This window comes from Aeromonas sp. BIGb0445 (assembly GCF_024809075.1).
GTDB lineage: Bacteria > Pseudomonadota > Gammaproteobacteria > Enterobacterales > Aeromonadaceae > Aeromonas > Aeromonas rivuli.
This window is the reverse complement of record NZ_JANUES010000006.1, coordinates 61,856-78,631: the sequence shown is the minus strand read 5'-3', so window position 1 is coordinate 78,631 and position 16,776 is coordinate 61,856. Positions and strand designations below refer to the sequence as shown.

At 63.8% G+C, this 16,776-nt stretch carries 12 protein-coding genes and 1 pseudogene; 5 read left to right on the top strand and 8 right to left on the bottom strand.

Annotated elements, in window-relative coordinates; genetic code table 11:
• Window positions 1-18 precede the first annotated feature (18 nt).
• The 4 genes from M2367_RS13620 to M2367_RS13605 form a co-directional block, all read right to left on the bottom strand.
• Window positions 19-582 carry an NnrU family protein gene (locus M2367_RS13620; RefSeq protein WP_259236996.1) on the bottom strand — a complete coding sequence of 188 codons (564 nt, stop codon included), beginning with the start codon at window positions 580-582 and terminating at the stop codon, window positions 19-21.
• Window positions 583-749: 167 nt separating this feature from the next.
• Complete coding sequence (locus tag M2367_RS13615) at window positions 750-1,883, bottom strand: glycerate kinase (RefSeq protein ID WP_259236995.1); 1,134 nt, start codon at window positions 1,881-1,883, stop codon at window positions 750-752.
• Between the two features lie 9 nt (window positions 1,884-1,892).
• A complete protein-coding gene (locus M2367_RS13610) occupies window positions 1,893-3,155 on the bottom strand; it encodes a GntP family permease (protein WP_224431325.1) in 1,263 nt (420 codons plus the stop codon).
• Between the two features lie 126 nt (window positions 3,156-3,281).
• Window positions 3,282-4,397, bottom strand: coding sequence for a sugar diacid recognition domain-containing protein (locus M2367_RS13605; RefSeq protein WP_259236994.1), 1,116 nt, complete (start codon window positions 4,395-4,397; stop codon window positions 3,282-3,284).
• Window positions 4,398-4,584: 187 nt separating this feature from the next.
• Between M2367_RS13605 and M2367_RS13600 the strand changes: the two genes are divergently transcribed.
• The 4 genes from M2367_RS13600 to M2367_RS13585 all read left to right on the top strand — a co-directional run bounded on the left by M2367_RS13600 (window position 4,585) and on the right by M2367_RS13585 (window position 7,075).
• Window positions 4,585-4,959, top strand: a complete 375-nt coding sequence (locus tag M2367_RS13600) for a YacL family protein (protein WP_042044234.1) — start codon at window positions 4,585-4,587, stop codon at window positions 4,957-4,959.
• Between the two features lie 50 nt (window positions 4,960-5,009).
• On the top strand, window positions 5,010-5,309 hold the full coding sequence (locus M2367_RS13595) for a hypothetical protein (protein WP_005905686.1): 300 nt from the start codon (window positions 5,010-5,012) through the stop codon (window positions 5,307-5,309).
• A gap of 145 nt (window positions 5,310-5,454) precedes the next feature.
• Entirely contained in the window at window positions 5,455-6,102 is a 648-nt protein-coding gene (locus M2367_RS13590; RefSeq protein ID WP_259236993.1) for a DUF3047 domain-containing protein, read from the top strand.
• 160 nt (window positions 6,103-6,262) lie between these two features.
• A complete protein-coding gene (locus tag M2367_RS13585; RefSeq protein ID WP_259237059.1) occupies window positions 6,263-7,075 on the top strand; it encodes a CPBP family intramembrane glutamic endopeptidase in 813 nt (270 codons plus the stop codon).
• 48 nt (window positions 7,076-7,123) lie between these two features.
• Here M2367_RS13585 and M2367_RS13580 read toward each other — a convergent pair whose 3' ends face one another.
• The 3 genes from M2367_RS13580 to tpx form a co-directional block, all read right to left on the bottom strand.
• Window positions 7,124-8,617: an alkaline phosphatase D family protein gene (locus tag M2367_RS13580; protein ID WP_259236992.1), complete on the bottom strand. Its 1,494-nt coding sequence runs from the start codon at window positions 8,615-8,617 to the stop codon at window positions 7,124-7,126.
• 100 nt (window positions 8,618-8,717) lie between these two features.
• Window positions 8,718-9,938 carry a DEAD/DEAH box helicase gene (locus M2367_RS13575; protein WP_259236991.1) on the bottom strand — a complete coding sequence of 407 codons (1,221 nt, stop codon included), beginning with the start codon at window positions 9,936-9,938 and terminating at the stop codon, window positions 8,718-8,720.
• A gap of 204 nt (window positions 9,939-10,142) precedes the next feature.
• Entirely contained in the window at window positions 10,143-10,643 is a 501-nt protein-coding gene (tpx, locus tag M2367_RS13570) for a thiol peroxidase (RefSeq protein ID WP_259236990.1), read from the bottom strand.
• A gap of 226 nt (window positions 10,644-10,869) precedes the next feature.
• On the opposite strand from tpx, the gene M2367_RS13565 reads away from it, so the two are divergent.
• Complete coding sequence (locus M2367_RS13565; protein ID WP_259236989.1) at window positions 10,870-13,302, top strand: zinc/cadmium/mercury/lead-transporting ATPase; 2,433 nt, start codon at window positions 10,870-10,872, stop codon at window positions 13,300-13,302.
• 135 nt (window positions 13,303-13,437) lie between these two features.
• Here M2367_RS13565 and pulA read toward each other — a convergent pair.
• Window positions 13,438-16,713: pseudogene (pulA, locus tag M2367_RS13560) on the bottom strand (pullulanase-type alpha-1,6-glucosidase); the annotation flags it as partial.
• Between the last annotated feature and the right edge of the window lie 63 nt (window positions 16,714-16,776).

Sequence of the window (16,776 nt, the reverse complement as noted above, 5' to 3'; positions counted from 1 at the left end):
GCTCAATCCACCCATGACTCAGCGTAGTGCCATGCCGGTCAGCCAGCCGTGCCCCCCGAAGATCAGTACGACTGTGGCCACCAGGCCCAGACCCAGGCTAGTCAGCGTCCCCTGCCAGCTTGCCTCGGGACGCGCCACCCTGCCCCAGTCACGGATCGATATCCAGACGATGCTGACCAGCGCCCAGAGCCCCAGGCCACCAAACAGGATCAGAGAGCGGGCCTCGGCATTGACCAGCAGGTGAGCGCCACTCCAGATCAAGACAGCGAGCAGCTGGGGATGACGCAACCAGCGCCGGAAATGGTTCGCCCCCTGGCCCGAGCAGAGCAGGATCATCGCCAGGGGCATCAGCCCCTGTACGGCCGCCGGCCCCCAGGAGGGCGGGAAGTAGAGCGGCATCGGGTAGAGGCTGCGCCAACCGGCCACGATGCAGCCGATGGCGACCAGCAGCAGCAGGGAAAACATCCCCTTATAACGACTCTCCCCCAGACGCGCCCTGAGCCGCACCCTGTGGGCCTGGGCAAAGCAGGGGTAGAGATGCACCAGGGCGAACAGCAGCACTCCCAGCATCAGCAATAGCATGGCGACCTCCTTGAATGTCTGGGAACACTATGACGCAAACGGGCCTGATGACCTATAGAAACAGCCGTCGGCTCCGTGGGGGATTGAGAAGGAAAAGGGCGGATAAAAAGATGCCGGCCAGGGGCCGGCATTGAAAATGTGCCGCATCCGAGGATGCTGCAACGGGATCAGAGCTTCAGTTGGTAAAGAGCCGCCACGTTACGGGAGGTCAGCATCAGATTGGTACTGGCGGTTTCCAGCGCCTCCGGCAGCGACATGGCCCGGTTGACCACGGCGAAGACGGCATCTATGCCATGTTCGTGGACCACGCCACAGTCATCGGTCAGGCAACCGGCGATGCCGATCACCGGCTTGCCAAACTGCTTGGCGCAGCGCGCCACCCCCATGGGGGTCTTGCCATGTATGGTCTGGCTGTCGATGCGACCCTCGCCGGTGATGACGAGATCCGCATCTTGCAGCACGCTGGCCAGATCCAGGGCCTCTATGACGATCTGGATGCCCGGCTTGAGCTCGGCGCCCAGCAGACCCACCAGCGCGGCGCCCATGCCACCGGCGGCACCTGCCCCCGGGATATCCTTCACCTGGCAACCCAGGGCAGCCTCGATGCAATCCGCGTAGTGGCTCAGGTTGTTGTCCAGTTGCACCACCATCTCGTAGTTGGCGCCCTTCTGGGGACCAAACACGGCCGAGGCCCCCTTGGGACCGCAGAGCGGGTTGTTCACATCGCAGGCCACCTCTATGGTGAGATCCGCCAAACGCGCATCCAGCCCACTCAAGTCGATCGTCGCCAGCTCGGCGAGGGCGGCGCCCCCGAAGCCAATGGCGCTGCCGTCTGCCTTGAGCAGTTTGCCGCCCAGCGCCTGGATCATGCCAGCGCCGCCATCATTGGTGGCGCTGCCCCCTATGCCGAGGATGAGGTGAGTCACCCCCAGATCCAGGGCGGCCAGGATCAACTCACCGGTACCGACGCTGGAGGTCAGCAGGGGGTTGCGCTGCTCGGGCGCCACCAGATGCAGGCCGGAAGCGGCTGCCATCTCGATGACGGCGCGCTTGCCATCCCCCAGCAGGCCGAGGAATCCCTCGACCTTGTTACCGAGCGGGGCCGTCACTTCGGCGGTTACTATGCGACCGTCGGTGGCATCGACCAGGGAACGCACCGTGCCCTCGCCACCATCGGCCATGGGCAGCTTGACGTAGGTCGCATCGGGCAACACCTGTTTGAAACCCGCCTCGATGGCGTCGGCCACTTCCATGGCACTCAGGCTTTCCTTGAAGGAGTCAGGGGCAATTACAATTTTCATATCAATTCCTTAGGCAACACCAAGTACGCCAAACATCAGGGTAGAGACAACTGCAATGGTCAAACCGACTGCCGTTTCGTAAGGGATAAGCTTCAAGCGCTCGCTGATGCCCATGTGGACGCTGCCGCCCGTTGCATGGAAGAAGGAGCCATGGGGCATGTGGTCGAACACTGTGGCACCGGCGTGGATCATGGCGGCACCCGCCAAGCCACTGATGCCGAGTTCGAGCAGGGTCGAACTGAAGACGTTGGAGGCGACCACAGTCCCGGCGGTGGTCGAGGCGGTCGCCAGGGACATCAGGGCACCGGAGATGGGGGCCAGCAGGTAGGAGGGCAGGCCCGAAGCAGTCAGGCCGCTGATCAGTACATCCTTCAGCCCCGAGTTGGCGATGATGCCTGCCAGGGTACCCGTACCGAGCAGCATGATGGCCACAGGTGCCATGCGGGCCAGACCCGAGACGGCAAACTGGTTCACCTTGCTGAATTTACCCATCATGAGGGCGCCGACCAGGCCACCCAGGGGCAGGGCGATGAGGGGATCCACCACTATGCCAGCCACGGGACGCAGGGCCAGCAGCAGTATGGCCACCAGGGGCGCACTGATGGCGGCGGCAAAGCCGGGCAGAGCAGCCTGATCGACGCTGACCACTTCCTCGGCGGTGACCTTGGTACCCTTGTTGTTCAGACGCTTGGCCAGCCAGTAGGCCATGACCAGACCGAAGATACCGGGGATGATGCCAGCCGCCATGACGGAGGTCAGGGGCAGATGGAAGGCATCCGCCGCCGCGATGGCGTTGGGATTGGGGGACATGACGTTACCCGCCTTGCCACCGCCTATCATGGCGAGCAGTATCGCTGGCTTGGAGAGGTCGGCGCGCTGGGCAATGGCCAGCGCGATAGGCGCCACTGTGATGACGGCGACGTCCACGAAGACGCCGACCGCGGTCAGGATCAGCGTCGCCAGGGCCAGGGCCAGCAGGGCCCGGGTCTCTCCCAGTTTCTTGATGATGGTCTCGGCGATGGTGGTGGCCGCCCCCGATTCAATCAGGACGCCAGCCAGCACACCGGCGGCCAGGATGCGCATCACCGCTGTGGTGATCCCTTGGGCGCCGCCTATCATCAGGGCGACGGTCTGGGTCAGGTCGGCACCGCCGATCAGCCCCCCCGCCAGGGCTCCCACTATCATGCCGTAGGCGGGCGGGACCTTCCTCAGGATGAGAAAGATGGCGATGGTGAGCGCCGCTAGGGCGCCGATGGCGGTAACTGGGATCATGACAGGCACCTTTTTTATGTGTGGGGTTCAGGTGTCGTCATTATCGGGAAATCAACCGGAAATGCCTTGTAAAAAAAGACAAAGACAACGGTTCTGCATTGGCTTTATTTGTACATTACGACAAATTCACTCTCCGAGACTGAAACCGAGATAGAGTAAAAACTTATCATCTAACTTGTTGATATTTAAACCTGTTATCTGCTCAATCCGAGTCAGCCGATAGCGCAGGGTATTAGGATGAATGAACAACAATTCCGCAGTACGATGCAGATCACAATCCTGCAAGAAATATTGGCGCAGCGTCTTGTGCAGGACTCCCTTGCTGTCCTGTTTCGCCAGGGTGCGCAGGGGTGCCAGCAGCTGAGTCGCCTGCCAGGAGTCCGCCAGACTACCGAGCAGCACCGGCAGGCGGTAATCCTCGAAGAAGTAGACCTGCTTGCGCGGCGCCTGCCGGCGACCCCGGCGCAGGGTATCCCGGGCAGTCTGGTAGGAGAGCACCAGACCCTCGATGCCAGGGAAGTAATCCCCCACCCCGATGCGCACCTTGAAGTCCGGGATCCGCGCCAGTAGCTGCTTGATGCGGGTCCGCTCCTGACTCGATTGCCAGACCCCATCGTTCAGTTGAGCGGGCTTGAGCACCACTATCTCGTCCAGACCATTGATGGCCACCAGGTTGTCCCGCTCCGGGTATTCGAGCAGCTGTACCAGCTCCCGTAGCCGGGCAGGATCAGCCTCTTCCAGGCTCAACACGGCCACCACTCTGGGCTTGCCCAGGTCCAGCGCGAGAAAATGGGCCGCCTGTTGCAACTGATCCACCCGCCCCTCCCCCCGAATGAGTTGCAGCACCAGCTCCTCCTTGTGGCGCTTGTCCCACTGCAGCTGCTCGGTGAGCGCGGCCTGTTCGAGGATCAGCTCAGCCGTCATCCGCACCAGCTCGGCATAAGCACGAACGATGTCCGGGTCACCGGAGATACCGATGACACCGATGAGCGCCCCCTGATAGGCGATGGGCAGGTTGATGCCAGGCCTCACCCCCTTGAGCTGCTGGGCGGTCGCCTCGCTGATCTCCACCACCCTGTTGTCGGTCAGGGCCAGCACGGCCCCTTCATGGCGCTGATGCAGACGCTCCGGGTTACCGGAGGCAATGATCAAGCCCTGTTCGTCCATGACGTTGACGGAAAAAGAGAGAATTTTCATGGCCCGGGTCACGATCTGGCGGGCGAGCTGCTCATTCAATTGCACAGTAGGCTCCTGTGGATGGCTCCCCCGGAAGGATGGTCTGGCTGCATCCATTGTCACATCATCAAGACAAGCGAGGGGGGGATCGCTAGAATAGGCCACTTTACTCGATGTGAGCCTCGAGGTGGTGTCCCAATTCGGGCTCCTGTCTGGTCTCCATCCGAGCGCCAAGCTGACGAGAACCTCTTTTATGGACTATGAATTTCGACGCGATCCCTTCGGTGGCTATCGCGCCCGCTTCTCCATGGGCCATGAGGCCATAGGCCAGTGGCTGATCGACGAAGTGGGCAAGGATGAAGAGAAGCTCGACGAGCTCTTCGGCGTCATCGACCAGCTCTCCAATCGCACCCTGATGGAGTACAAGATGCTGGGCGGCGACTACTCGCTGCTGCTGACGATAGAGGAAGCCGAGGTCAAGGCCAATGTCCTCAACATAGCGCTGGATGAGGATCTCGACGACCTGGCCTACTACGATGATGAACAGCTGGCCATGTGCGGGCTGGAAGATTTTGCCCAGGTGCTCAGCTCCTGGCGCGCCTTTATCCGTAACGAGGATATGGGCTGAACAAACCGATCAAGGGCGAGCATGCCCTTCGCAACCCAACAGGATTGACTATGTCTATTTACGATTTTGATGACGAATTGCCGGAAGAAGAAGATCAGGAAGAGAGTGGCAAGAAGCCTGCCGCTCCTGCCAAGAAGAAGGGCAAGCAGGTCATGAACACCCAGGTGAACCTGAGCCCCCGTGATGCCAGCCGCCTCAATGGCATGCATATCGAAGCCATCTCCACCCTGGACGATGTCAGCCTGCCGAAGAACGTCATCTTCAAGGCGGGCCTCATCGCCCTGGGCGAGCTGGCGCCGACCAAGCGGGCCGATATCATAGCCCGTGTGATTGCCGAGTCCGGCCGCTAAGCCGCGCCCTGCCTTCACCCATAAAAAGACCGGCTCAGGCCGGTTTTTTTATGGGTAGCCGTGCCCCCTGTCTCTCCCCCTGTAACCAAAACCCCTCTGCCCCGGTCTGTGTTATTGATTGCCAGGACCACCAGAGGAGTTCCCCATGCCCGGTATTTCCCCCTGTTTTGCCCTGATATTGTGCACCCTCTCGGCCACCGCCGGTGCCGCCAGCCTGATCGTTGAGAACGGCCTGCCCTCTCCCCTTATTGGCTGGCCCGAAAAATCGTTTCAGGGGCACACCCGCTACAGCGACGTCGAGGAAGCAGGGAGCATAGTGCTGCGGGCCGAGGCCGATGGCAGTGCCTCCGGCAAGTTTCTGGATCACACCATCGATCTGAACAAGACCCCTATTCTGAGCTGGCGCTGGAAGGTGGCCACTGTCGCCGACGGGCATGCTGACGAGCGCAGCAAGGCGGGGGATGACTACCCGGCTCGCCTCTATCTGGTGGTCAAACGCGGCCTGTTCGGCCTCTCCAGCAAGGCCATCAACTATGTGTGGTCTGCCCATCAGCCCCTGGGCAGTCATTGGCCCAATGCCTTCACCGAGCAAGCCATCATGCTGAGCGTGGAGAGCGGCCCGGCTCATGCGGGGCAATGGGTCAGCTACCGCCGTGATGTCCGCGCCGACCTCGCCCGTCTGCTGGGGGAGCCGATCGACCAGATAGACTCCATCGCCATCATGACAGACAGCGACAACGGGGGCGGCCTGGCCCGAGCCTGGTACGGAGACATCCGCTTCTCGGCCAGATAGGCAGGCCAGCTCGGACGAGCGCCACGCCATTCACCCCATCTTTACCATCCGTTTGCCACCCGGATGCAGAAGGAGTCATTGTTGTCTTCTCTCTTCATCCCTTGCTATGCTCTGCGCCCTTTTAGTGCGCCGGAGCCCGGATTTGTCTCTCCCTATCGATATGCTTGTCTGGGCCCTGCTGGCTGCCAGCACAGGGCTCACCCTGGCCCGGCAGTGGCGCGCGGGCGCTCTGCTGCTCGTACTTTGTCTGTTGGCCGCCCTGCTGATGGGGCGACTCAGCCCCCTCGCCCTCAGTCTGGTCGTGATGGGGCTCGCCCTGGCGGGCAACCTGCATCGCCTGCCCGCCTCCTGTCGCCCCGCCGCCCGGGGGCTTGTGCTGCTCTGGGCATTGGCACTCATGCTCCACCAGCTCCCCGGCTTCGAAAATTTGAAGATGTTGGACAAGGTGCAGGCGGGACCGGCCAGCGTCCCCTTTAGCCTCTATCTGAATCTGGACAAGCCCCTGGCCCTGTTCGGCCTGCTGCTCGCCTGGCGAGATCTGCTGGGGCCGGGAGGCCTGATACGCTGGCGGCCGCTGCTCCTGCTCACCCTTCCCCTTGCGGGCTTGCTATTGACGGCCTGGGGAGTGGGCGCCCTCAAACCCGAGGTGGGCCTGCCCAGCTGGTGGTGGCTGTTTGCCCTCAATAATCTGCTGCTCACTTGCGTTTCGGAAGAGGCGCTGTTTCGCGGCTGCCTGCAACAGCGGCTGAGTGAGCGCTTCACCCCCTTGACGGGCTTGCTGATCGCAAGCGGGCTCTTTGGCATGGCCCATCTGGCTGGCGGCCCGCTGCTGGTCGGCTTCGCCGCCCTGGCCGGGCTCTGCTACGGCTTGGCGTTTCACTGGAGTGGTCGCCTGAGCATCGCCATCGCAGTCCACTTCCTGTTCAACTTCGCCCACCTGGCCCTCTTTACCTACCCCCTGGCCAGTCGCTAAGCCATGAAAAAAGGGCCCCGAACGGCCCTATTTACACCCTCCACTCCCTCAGGCCAGCGGGTAGCTGGCCGTCAGACCATTTTCACAATGCCAGTTGGCCCACAGTTTGCCATCGCTGCCCATCTGCAAGGTGGCGAAGTTGCGAGTGCGCAGATAGACGGGGGCGCCGAACGGCTTGATCAGCTCGGTGCGGATCAGCCGGCTCTCGTCGAGGTACTCGGGATCGTCATTGGTCATGGCGAGGATCCCCATCCACTGGAACTGGGTCGGGCAGGGATGCACTATGCCGGAGGAGACCAGCTGGTGCACATTCATCACCCCCTTGCCCACCCGCCGGTCCTGGATGACCCCGAGGCAACCCACGTGCACATCCCCGGACAGGATCAGGGTTCTGGACGCCCCCTTGTCGGCCTTGCGCCGCTGCTGGGCGTTGTCCAGCAGTCGCATGATGAGGCGGGCCCGCTCCCCCTCGTGGGCCTTGGCGCGCCAGTGATCCTTGAGATCGTCGGTCAGCTCCTCCTCCCAGGGGGTGGCATCCAGCGCCGCCTCGGTGAAGGAGAAGTCCCGATAGACCACCGGCACCCCCGCCATCACCAGCAGGTGCCCCTCGCTGCAGGCGGCCAGAGCGCTATTCACCTGATCCCACTGCCCCCGGCTCATCACCTGGGTTTGAGTGCGGGTTGCCCTGTTGTCCAGCGCCAGGATCTGATAGCCCCTAAAGGTCAGCCGCCAGGAGTGGTGACTCAGGGCCGCCGGATCCAGCAAGGAGCCATTGGCGCCGGAGCGCAGCTGGAACAGCCGGAAATACTTGGCGGCGGCGGCGTAGATGGCGCGATAGACCTCGCAGCCCTGCAAGTCGGCGGGGTAGCTGCCCCAGCCATCGAAGATGTCGTGATCGTCCCACATCATGGCATTGGGCACCCGGGCCAGCATGCGCGCCACCTCGGGGCGGCCCCACTGCTTGCAGTAGAGCTCGCAATAGAAACGGTCGAGCTGCTCCTCCATGGTGCGGGTCGCCTTGCGTTTGACCTTCTCGGTCCTGTCCAGCTCGTTCCAGGCCTTCAGGGTCGGCACCTGGGTCCAGAGAGAATCGGCATAGACCTGATCCCCGCCCATCAGCAGCAGGGAGAAGGGATGCGCCTGGTGTTCGGCGGCAAGTTTGTCCCACATGGCGTAGGGCTGGGGGGTGGAGGTGAGCAGCTTCAAGTCGGAGAAACCGTTGCAGGAGGCATAGCCAATCAGCACCTGATCTTTCAGACCCGGCAGATGAAACTGCCATTGGCTGGCCCCGGCCAGATCCTGGGCGGGCACCCCATCCAGCAGGATCTCGTAGCCTATGGTGCTGGTCTTGGCCTTGGCGGGGGCCGACCAGAGCGCTCGCCAGAAGCCGCCTTTGGGGGTATCCGCCTGCTTGCTGGCGGCCAGCAGCTTGCCATTGACTCTGACGTCAGCCCCCTTGCAGTCCGCCCCCGCCAGAAAACAGATACTGTATTGAGTGTCGGATTCGAGCCCCAGCAGGGGGCCCATTACCAAAGTCGTCATCGCTTATCCCTCCATGATTTCACCCATGCAGCATAGCGAAACAGGCGTCCTTTGATACTGACCAGCTGGGAGGCGCTATCTCAGGCGGCAGCGAGCGGCATCACGCCTTGCCCTTGAACTGCTTGACGCTGCGCTTGTTGGCGGTGCGGCGATTCGCCTGCTTGTCTCTGGGGGCGCGCTTGCCCTCCCCGCTGGCGGGCTGGTCGGTCACCGGGAAGCCTTCAAGCTCGGCCAGCGCCAGCTCACGACCGGTCAGGGTGCGGATGGCGGCGAGGGTCTCGGTCTCGCCGTGGCAGACCAGGGACATGGCGAGCCCCTTGCGCCCGGCGCGGGCGGTGCGGCCGATGCGATGCACATAGACGGGGGCGCTGGCGGGCAGGTCCAGGTTGATCACCACCGGCAGCGCCTCCACATGGATGCCGCGCGCCATCAGATCCGTGGCCACCAGCACCCGCACCTTGCCCACCTTGAAATCGGCAAGCGCCTGCTCGCGCGCCCCTTGCTCCTTCTCCCCATGCAGGGCCGCCACCGCTATACCCGCCTTGGCGAGCTTCCTGGCCACGGCGTCGGCATCATCCCGCGCGCTGATAAACACCAGCACCTGAGGCCAATCCTGCTCTTTCAGCAAGCCGATCAGCGCCGGCACCTTGCCGCTCTTGTTGACCAGATAGAGCCGCTCCTCGATATCCTCCACCAGGCCGTTGCGCGGGTTCGCCTCGATGCGTACCGGCTCGCGCAGCAGACCGCTCGCCAGGCTCTCCAGCTCGGTTGGCAGGGTAGCGGAGAAGAGCAGATTCTGACGCTCGGCGGGCATGGCATTCAGCAACCACTGGATATCGGGCCAGAAACCCATCTCCAGCAGGCGATCCGCCTCATCCAGCACCAGACATTGCAGGCTGCTCAATCCCAGCAGCCGCTGGGCCAGCAAGTCCCGCAGCCGCCCCGGGGTCGCCACCAGCAGTTGGGGCCCCAGGGCCAGCTCGGCCTGTTGCAGCTCCTGGGCCACCCCGCCGCACAGGGTCACCACACGCAGCCCCAGCGCCTCGGCACCGCCCAGCAGCGCGGCGCTCACCTGGCTCGCCAGCTCCCGGGTCGGCACCAGCACCAGCCCCTGCACCCGATCGGAGGTCGAGTCCAGCCGTTGCAGCAGCGGCAGGCCGAATGCCAGGGTCTTGCCGCTGCCGGTCTGGGCCAGGGCCAGCAGATCTTGTCCCGCCAATGCCAGCGGAATGGCTAGTTGCTGGATGCGGGTCGGGGTGTGCAGTTCGGCAGGCAAGGCGGCCAGCAGGGCGGGATCGAGGTGGAGTTCGTTAAAAGTCATGGGGCTACGCGGCAGGAAGAAGTGGGAGGCGAAGTCTAGCCAGAGTGACCCCATAAGTAAAAGGATGGTGCCGACTCCGGCGCCGCCAGGGATCCTGGGGGCTGGATAACGACACGGGGGCTAACTCCCCGCGCCAGAAATAAAAACGGCCTGCGCCTGTGTTGAAACAGGGCAGGCCGTCGGGCAAGCAGAGTGCTTACGAGATTACAGCACGGCCAGGGCGGCGGCGTAGTTCGGCTCGTCGGCCACTTCGGCTACCAGCTCGCTGTGCAGCACCTTGTTCTGCTCATCCAGCACAACGATGGCACGGGCAGCCAGGCCCACCAGCGGACCGGAGGAGAAGGCCACGCCGTAGTCTTGCAGGAAGGAGACACCACGCAGGGTGGAGAGGTTGACGACCTTGTCCAGGCCTTCGGCGCCGCAGAAGCGAGCCTGGGCGAACGGCAGATCGGCGGAGATGCACAGCACCACTGCGTTGTTCAGGGAGCTGGCCTGCTCGTTGAACTTGCGCACGGAGGTGGCGCAGGTCGGGGTATCGACGCTCGGGAAGATGTTCAGGATCTTGCGCTGACCGGCGAAGGTCGCCAGGGTCGCATCGGACAGATCGCCAGCAACCAGGGAGAAGGGCTTGGCCTGCTCACCGGCAACGGGGAATTGGCCGGAAACGGAGACTGGGTTGCCTTGCAGGGTGACGGTATTGCTCATTTTTTGAGTCCTTGATGATTGAGGGGGGATCCAGGGTCCCAGTATAGGCCCAGCGGCGGGGGACAAACACCCGCCAACCACAGGGATATAAATCTGGGTAGGCCAACCACCCCTCCGCCGATAGAAGGGGAAAAGGGGCTTGACCTTGGACTTAACACCAAGGTTTACACTGGGCTCAGACATAAGGGATCCCGCAGGGGCGGGATCCACTCAAGAGGGACTCATCATGAGCAAATCCTGCTGCAGCCATTCCCATGCCGCCCCCATCAAGGCCGTTGGCAAGGCCGCACCCCATCAACACGAACACGGGCACGACAGCCACTGCTGCGACACTGCGGCCCCGGTCAGCTGCAGCGCCAGTACGGCCTCCCATGCCCATCAGGAGCAGGAGGTAAACGAATCACCGGGGGATGAAGAGCCCCCCAGAGGAAGTTGCCAGAGTCAGGGTTGCTGTGACTCGCAGCCAGCTCATGACCATAGCGACCATGCTGGTCATGATCATCAGTCGGTCGCCGACAGCCCCGAGCCCCTGGCTTCGCCGACTCAGAACAGCCGTCGCCACAGCTGGCAGGTGCTGGGCATGGACTGCCCCAGCTGCGCCCGCAAGATAGAGACCGCCGTCAGCCGGGTCGAGGGCGTGCAGCAAGCCCGGGTGCTGTTTGCCACCGAGAAGCTGGTGGTGGATCTCGCCCCCGGCCTCTCCCCCGACCCCGTCACCGCCGCCGTGCGGCAAGCTGGCTTCCGACTCAAGGGGGAGGCCAGTGCCAAGGCCGCCGCCGGCCAGCCGCGTGGCCCTCTGCTGACAGCATTGGGCAACTTGTTCAGCAAATATGGGCAACCCCTCTCCCTGGCCGCCTTGATGTTGGTGGCGGCCCTGCTGCCCGACACCCTCGGCCAGCCACTCTTCATCCTGGCGACCCTGTGGGGACTCTGGCCCGTCGCCCGCAAGGCCTGGGCCCTGACCAGGAGCGGCTCCCCCTTCGCCATCGAGACCCTGATGACGGTGGCAGCGCTCGGCGCCCTCTTCCTCGGCGAGACCGCCGAGGCGGCCATGGTACTGCTGCTGTTCATGCTGGGGGAACATCTGGAGGCCTATGCCGCCGGTCGTGCCCGCGCCGGGGTCACCGCCCTGATGGCGCTGGTGCCCGATCAGGCGCTGCGCATTCGTACCACCGCAGATGGTGAAATACGGGAAGAGGTAGCCGCCGATGAACTGCGTCCCGGCGACATCATCGAAATCGCCCCCGGCGCCCGCCTGCCGGCCGATGCCCGCCTACTCGACCCCCTCGGCGCCTTTGACGAGAGCGCCCTGACCGGTGAATCCATTCCGGTAGAGCGCCGCCAGGGGGACAAGGTGCCCGCTGGCAGTCTGGCGGCGGATCGGGTGCTGCGCCTCGAGGTGGTCTCAGAGCCCGGCAACAACGCCATCGACCGCATCTTGCACCTCATCGAGGAGGCCGAGAGCCAGCGCGCCCCTATCGAGCGTTTCATCGACCGCTTCAGCCGCTGGTACACCCCGGCCATGATGCTGGTCGCCCTGCTGGTGGTGATAGTGCCGCCGCTGGCCTTCGGCCAGAGCTGGGACGAGTGGATCTACCGCGGGTTGGCGCTGCTGCTCATCGGCTGCCCCTGCGCCCTGGTGATCTCCACCCCGGCGGCGGTGACCTCGGCCCTGGCGGCGGCAACCCGGCAAGGGGCGCTGATCAAGGGGGGCGCGGCACTGGAGCGACTGGCCCATGTCGATACCATCGCCTTCGACAAGACCGGCACCCTGACCCTGGGCAAGCCCCGGCTGACCGAGCTTGTCAGCCTCACTGGCCAAGCCGAGACAGAGTTGCTGGCCCTGGCCGCCGCCATCGAGCAGGGCTCCCATCACCCCCTGGCCCGTGCCGTGGTGGCCGCCGCGAGCGAGCAGGGGCTGACCCTGGCCGCGGCAAGCGAACTGCGCGCCCTGCCGGGCATGGGGGTGGAAGGACGCATCGACAGCGCCCTCTGGCAACTGCTGGCCCCGAGCCGGGTTCCCGCTCTGGGCGAGGCGCTCGAGGCACAGGTCGCCGCCCTGGAACGCCAGGGCAAGACGGTGATTTTACTCTGCCGGATGGGAGAGGCGCCGGTTGCCATGCTGGCGCTGCGCGACCAGATCCGGCCAGACGCCGCGGCGGCTCTGCGTGAGCTGAGGGAGCTTGGGCTGCAAAGCATCATGCTGACCGGGGACAACCCGCGCGCCGCCGAGGCCATCGCCGGTGAGCTCGCCATGGAGTGGCGGGCCAGCCTGTTGCCCGAGGGCAAGGTGGAGGAGATAGCCAGACTCGCAAAGACCCGCAAGGTAGCCATGATAGGGGATGGCATCAACGACGCCCCCGCCATGAAGCGTGCCAGCATCGGCATCGCCATGGGGGGCGGCACCGACGTGGCGCTGGAAACCGCCGATGCGGCCCTGACCCACAACCAGCTCGGCGGCCTCGCCGCCATGATCCGGCTGTCGCGCTCGGCGCTCGCCAACATCCACCAGAACATCGCCCTGGCGCTGGGGCTCAAGGCCATCTTCCTGGTCACCAGCCTGCTCGGCATCACCGGGCTCTGGATAGCGGTGCTGGCCGATACCGGCGCCACCGCCCTGGTCACCGCCAACGCCCTGCGCCTGCTGCGCAAGCGCTAAGCAGCAATATCACCGGCCACGGCACTGCCCCGCAGATGCCGGACATGAAAAAGCCAGCCCTCGGGCTGGCTTTTATTTTCTGAGGTGGTTGGGCGCTACCGCCCTGCCCCCAGCTCATGGCTCCTTGGCCTACCCCTTCTTGCCCAGCGGCAGACCCGCGCCCTGGGCACCGGCTTGCGGTTTGACGAAGACGGCGGCGGACCAGGCCCCCAGGGTCAGCTGACCGCTGCCAGCAGCCGCGCCATTGGCGATGCTGTTGCTACCGCGATGCTTGCCGCTCAACACCATGCCGGACAGATCGATGACTTGACCCTTGCCGTCACGCAAATCGCCGATGCTCTGGCTGGTGTTGGTGGCGTTGATCATCACCACCAGGCCGTCGATGGCAGGATCGAGATCCGCCCCGGCACCCGCACCATCATCCACCGACATCACAATGAGACCGGGGATCTGATCCGGCCCTGTGTTGCGAAAATCGACCCGCTTGATCACCTCGGCCCCGCTGCCAAGACGCAGCAGACGGGAGGATTGACGCAGCTCGGCCAGTTCCTGGTAGAAGCTCACCATCTGCTGCATCTCGGCCGAGCCCGGCGTGGCGTGCTGGCCGAGCACCTGCTCGATCAACGGGTAGTTGTCGCCGTCTTTATCCTTGCGTGGCAAGCCCTTGTCGAAGTTGTTGTCGCCGAGGGTGTAATCGACTCTGTTGTACCAGTCACCGGAGTCGTAGCTGTCGCGCTCCATGGACTTGGAACGCAACAGTTCGCTGCCAGCGTGGGTGAAGGGAATGCCCTGCCCCAGCATGGCGGTCGCCAGCGACACCCCCTGCATCCGTACCAGATCGGCACCTTGTGGCGCCTTGTAGACCAGGTTGTCGAACAGGGATTGGTTGTCATGCTTGGAGACGTAGTTCTGAACTTCGGTCGGATCCTGGGCATAACCCGCGGCCTGACCGTTGTAGTCGATCTCCGCCCCCTTCTTCGCCACGCCATCCTTGTCGGTCAGTACGAACGCCTTGAGATTGCCGGCCATGCCCAGACGCACCAGATCGGACTGATGCAGGGCGGTGGCAAGCTCGACCCCGTCCAGCTCGTTGGCAGCCACGAAGGCGCCATTGCCGAAGCCCTGGGCTTTGCGAATGCCTTCACCGCCGTCGAACGGGCTGCCGCCGCGCACCGCGTCCCGCAACCGGTCGGAGAAGGAGCCGATACCGGTCCCGGCCAGGTGTTGCTGGGTCGCCTGCACGAAGCGCTTGTCGTTCTCCACCTCGCCGAAGTTCCAGCCCTCGCCGTAGAAGTACATCTCGGGGTTGACCTTCTTCACCTCCGCCAGGGCCTGCACCATCTGATCCTTGGGATGGTGACCCATCAAGTCGAAGCGGAAGGCATCGATCTTGTAGTCCCGCGCCCAGGTCACCAGGGAATCGTCGATCAGTTTGGCGAACATGGCGTGTTCCGGCGCCGTGTTGGAGCAGCAGGTGGAGTTCTCCACCGAGCCGGTCTCGGGATTGAGGCGCTGGTAGTACCAGGGCACTATCTTGTCGAGCACGGATTTCGAGCCGAGCCCCGCCTCGTTGGTGTGGTTGTAGACCACGTCCATCACCACGTTCATGCCGATGTTCTGCTTGATGGCCTGCACCATCTCGCGGAACTCCTTGATCCGGGTCGTGCCCTCGGCGTTGGTGGCGTAGGAGCCTTCCGGGGTGCTGTAGTGGTAGGGGTCATAACCCCAGTTGAAGGAGTCCACCCCGCGCAGATAGCCGTAAAGCTCCTGCACTACAGGATTCTCCTTGCTGTCGCTCATCTGCAGATCGCCAAGCACGGCCGCAATGGTCTGGCCGCCGCCGCAGTGGCTGGCGAACCTGGAGTTCTTGACCTCGGGATTGACCTCGCACAGCTTGCTGAAGTCATCCTGGAGGTTGGCGACCTTGGCCGGATCTTCGTCAATGGTGGCGATGTCGAACACCGGCAGCAGGTGCAGGTGACTGACGCCGCTCTTGGCCAGGGATTTCAGGTGGGTGACGGGGACGCTGTCGCTGTCGGTCAGGCCGAGGAACTTGCCGCGATGCTCGGCCGGAGTGGAGTCGTCGTTGCCGGTCAAGTCCCGGACATGGGCCTCATAGATGACGATATCGGCCGGATTGGCCTGGCTGTGGGGGGCCTTCAGGCTATCCCAACCCACGGGTTTGAGGGCCGGATCGTCGAGATCCACCACCTGACTGAACTCGGAGTTCATGGCCAGGCTCAGGGAGTAGGGGTCGGTCACCTGATAGGACTCCAGCTTGCGGCTGAGGGGGTGATAGACCTCGACGGCATAGCGGTAGAACTTGCCCACCAGCTCGCTGCCACCCTGCAGGCTCCAGCTGCCGCTCGCCTCATCCAGCGTCATGGCGCGCTCGCCTAGGGATTTGTGCTGCTCATCGAACAGCGCCAGCTTGACCGACTTCGCCGTCGGTGCCCAGAGCCGGAAGCTGACGTTGCCCCCTTCCGCTATGGCGCCGTAGGCCAGCTTGGTGGCGGCCTCGGCATAGACAGCATCCAGGGCGCCAGCGCTCTGTACCAGGGTCGCCGCTTGCAAGATCCCCTCCTGGTCGGTACCAATTGCCACCAACTCCCCCTTGAGCAAGGGCTTGAGGTCCTTACCGGCAGGCAAAGCGAATGCGGCGGCGTCCTTGAGGTGCGGATACTTGGCCTGCTGCGAGGCCGAGAGGCTGGTCGGGGTCAGCTTGAGGTAGGGGAAGTCAAACACCCCCTCGCCATTGGCGGTGATGGTGCCTGACTCTGTGTAGTAGAGACGCACATGGGGTTTGTCCTTGCCCCCTTGCCAGATCAGGGTGTTGCCGTCGATGAGATGGGCACTGGCCCCCGCCACCCCGAAGGCGGCGTTGAACGCCTCGGCCCGGCTGCCATAGACATCCCCCTTGCCTGCCAGGATGGCGACGGTGCGATCCGGGTGATCCTGGAAGATCACCTTCATGTCGCTGCCAGTCAGGTTGCCGAGGGAACCATCCCGGGCGATAAAGTTGATGCAGCCTTCCAGCTTGTCGAGGGGCACCACCCAGGCCGGGCCGACGCTGTCGGCACTGGCTGGCGTCTTGCTCCCATCATCCCAGCTCGCATTCAGGCCGCTGGCGGCGGTGGCGCTGCAGGCATCGTTGTTCCACAGGTGCAGGCTGTAACTGGCGAAGGGGCCATCCACCCCGCGCGCCGCGGCAGACTGGGTGTCTACCAGGGCGATCACCGCCTCATTCGGTCCCGCTACCAGCAACTCCTTGGGAGGATCCATCTTGGGCAGCCGGGCAACCGGATCGGTGCCACTACCACTGTCGTTATCGGAGCCGCTGCCATTGCAGCCGGACAATAGGGTCAGCAGTGAGGCTGTTACCAGCGCCACCTTGGTCTTTTTCATATCCATGTTTTTTATTATTCCCGCTGTGTGAGTCCCGACGGTCGAGACGTTCAGGCCCGGTCAGTGCCG

Coding starts and splice junctions, on each gene's coding strand:
- M2367_RS13620 (WP_259236996.1), bottom strand. CDS start 582: ATGCTATTGCTGATGCTGGGAGTGCTGCTGTTCGCCCTGGTGCATCTC.
- M2367_RS13615 (WP_259236995.1), bottom strand. CDS start 1,883: ATGAAAATTGTAATTGCCCCTGACTCCTTCAAGGAAAGCCTGAGTGCC.
- M2367_RS13610 (WP_224431325.1), bottom strand. CDS start 3,155: ATGATCCCAGTTACCGCCATCGGCGCCCTAGCGGCGCTCACCATCGCC.
- M2367_RS13600 (WP_042044234.1), top strand. CDS start 4,585: ATGGACTATGAATTTCGACGCGATCCCTTCGGTGGCTATCGCGCCCGC.
- M2367_RS13595 (WP_005905686.1), top strand. CDS start 5,010: ATGTCTATTTACGATTTTGATGACGAATTGCCGGAAGAAGAAGATCAG.
- M2367_RS13590 (WP_259236993.1), top strand. CDS start 5,455: ATGCCCGGTATTTCCCCCTGTTTTGCCCTGATATTGTGCACCCTCTCG.
- M2367_RS13585 (WP_259237059.1), top strand. CDS start 6,263: ATGCTTGTCTGGGCCCTGCTGGCTGCCAGCACAGGGCTCACCCTGGCC.
- M2367_RS13580 (WP_259236992.1), bottom strand. CDS start 8,617: ATGACGACTTTGGTAATGGGCCCCCTGCTGGGGCTCGAATCCGACACT.
- M2367_RS13575 (WP_259236991.1), bottom strand. CDS start 9,938: ATGACTTTTAACGAACTCCACCTCGATCCCGCCCTGCTGGCCGCCTTG.
- tpx (WP_259236990.1), bottom strand. CDS start 10,643: ATGAGCAATACCGTCACCCTGCAAGGCAACCCAGTCTCCGTTTCCGGC.
- M2367_RS13565 (WP_259236989.1), top strand. CDS start 10,870: ATGAGCAAATCCTGCTGCAGCCATTCCCATGCCGCCCCCATCAAGGCC.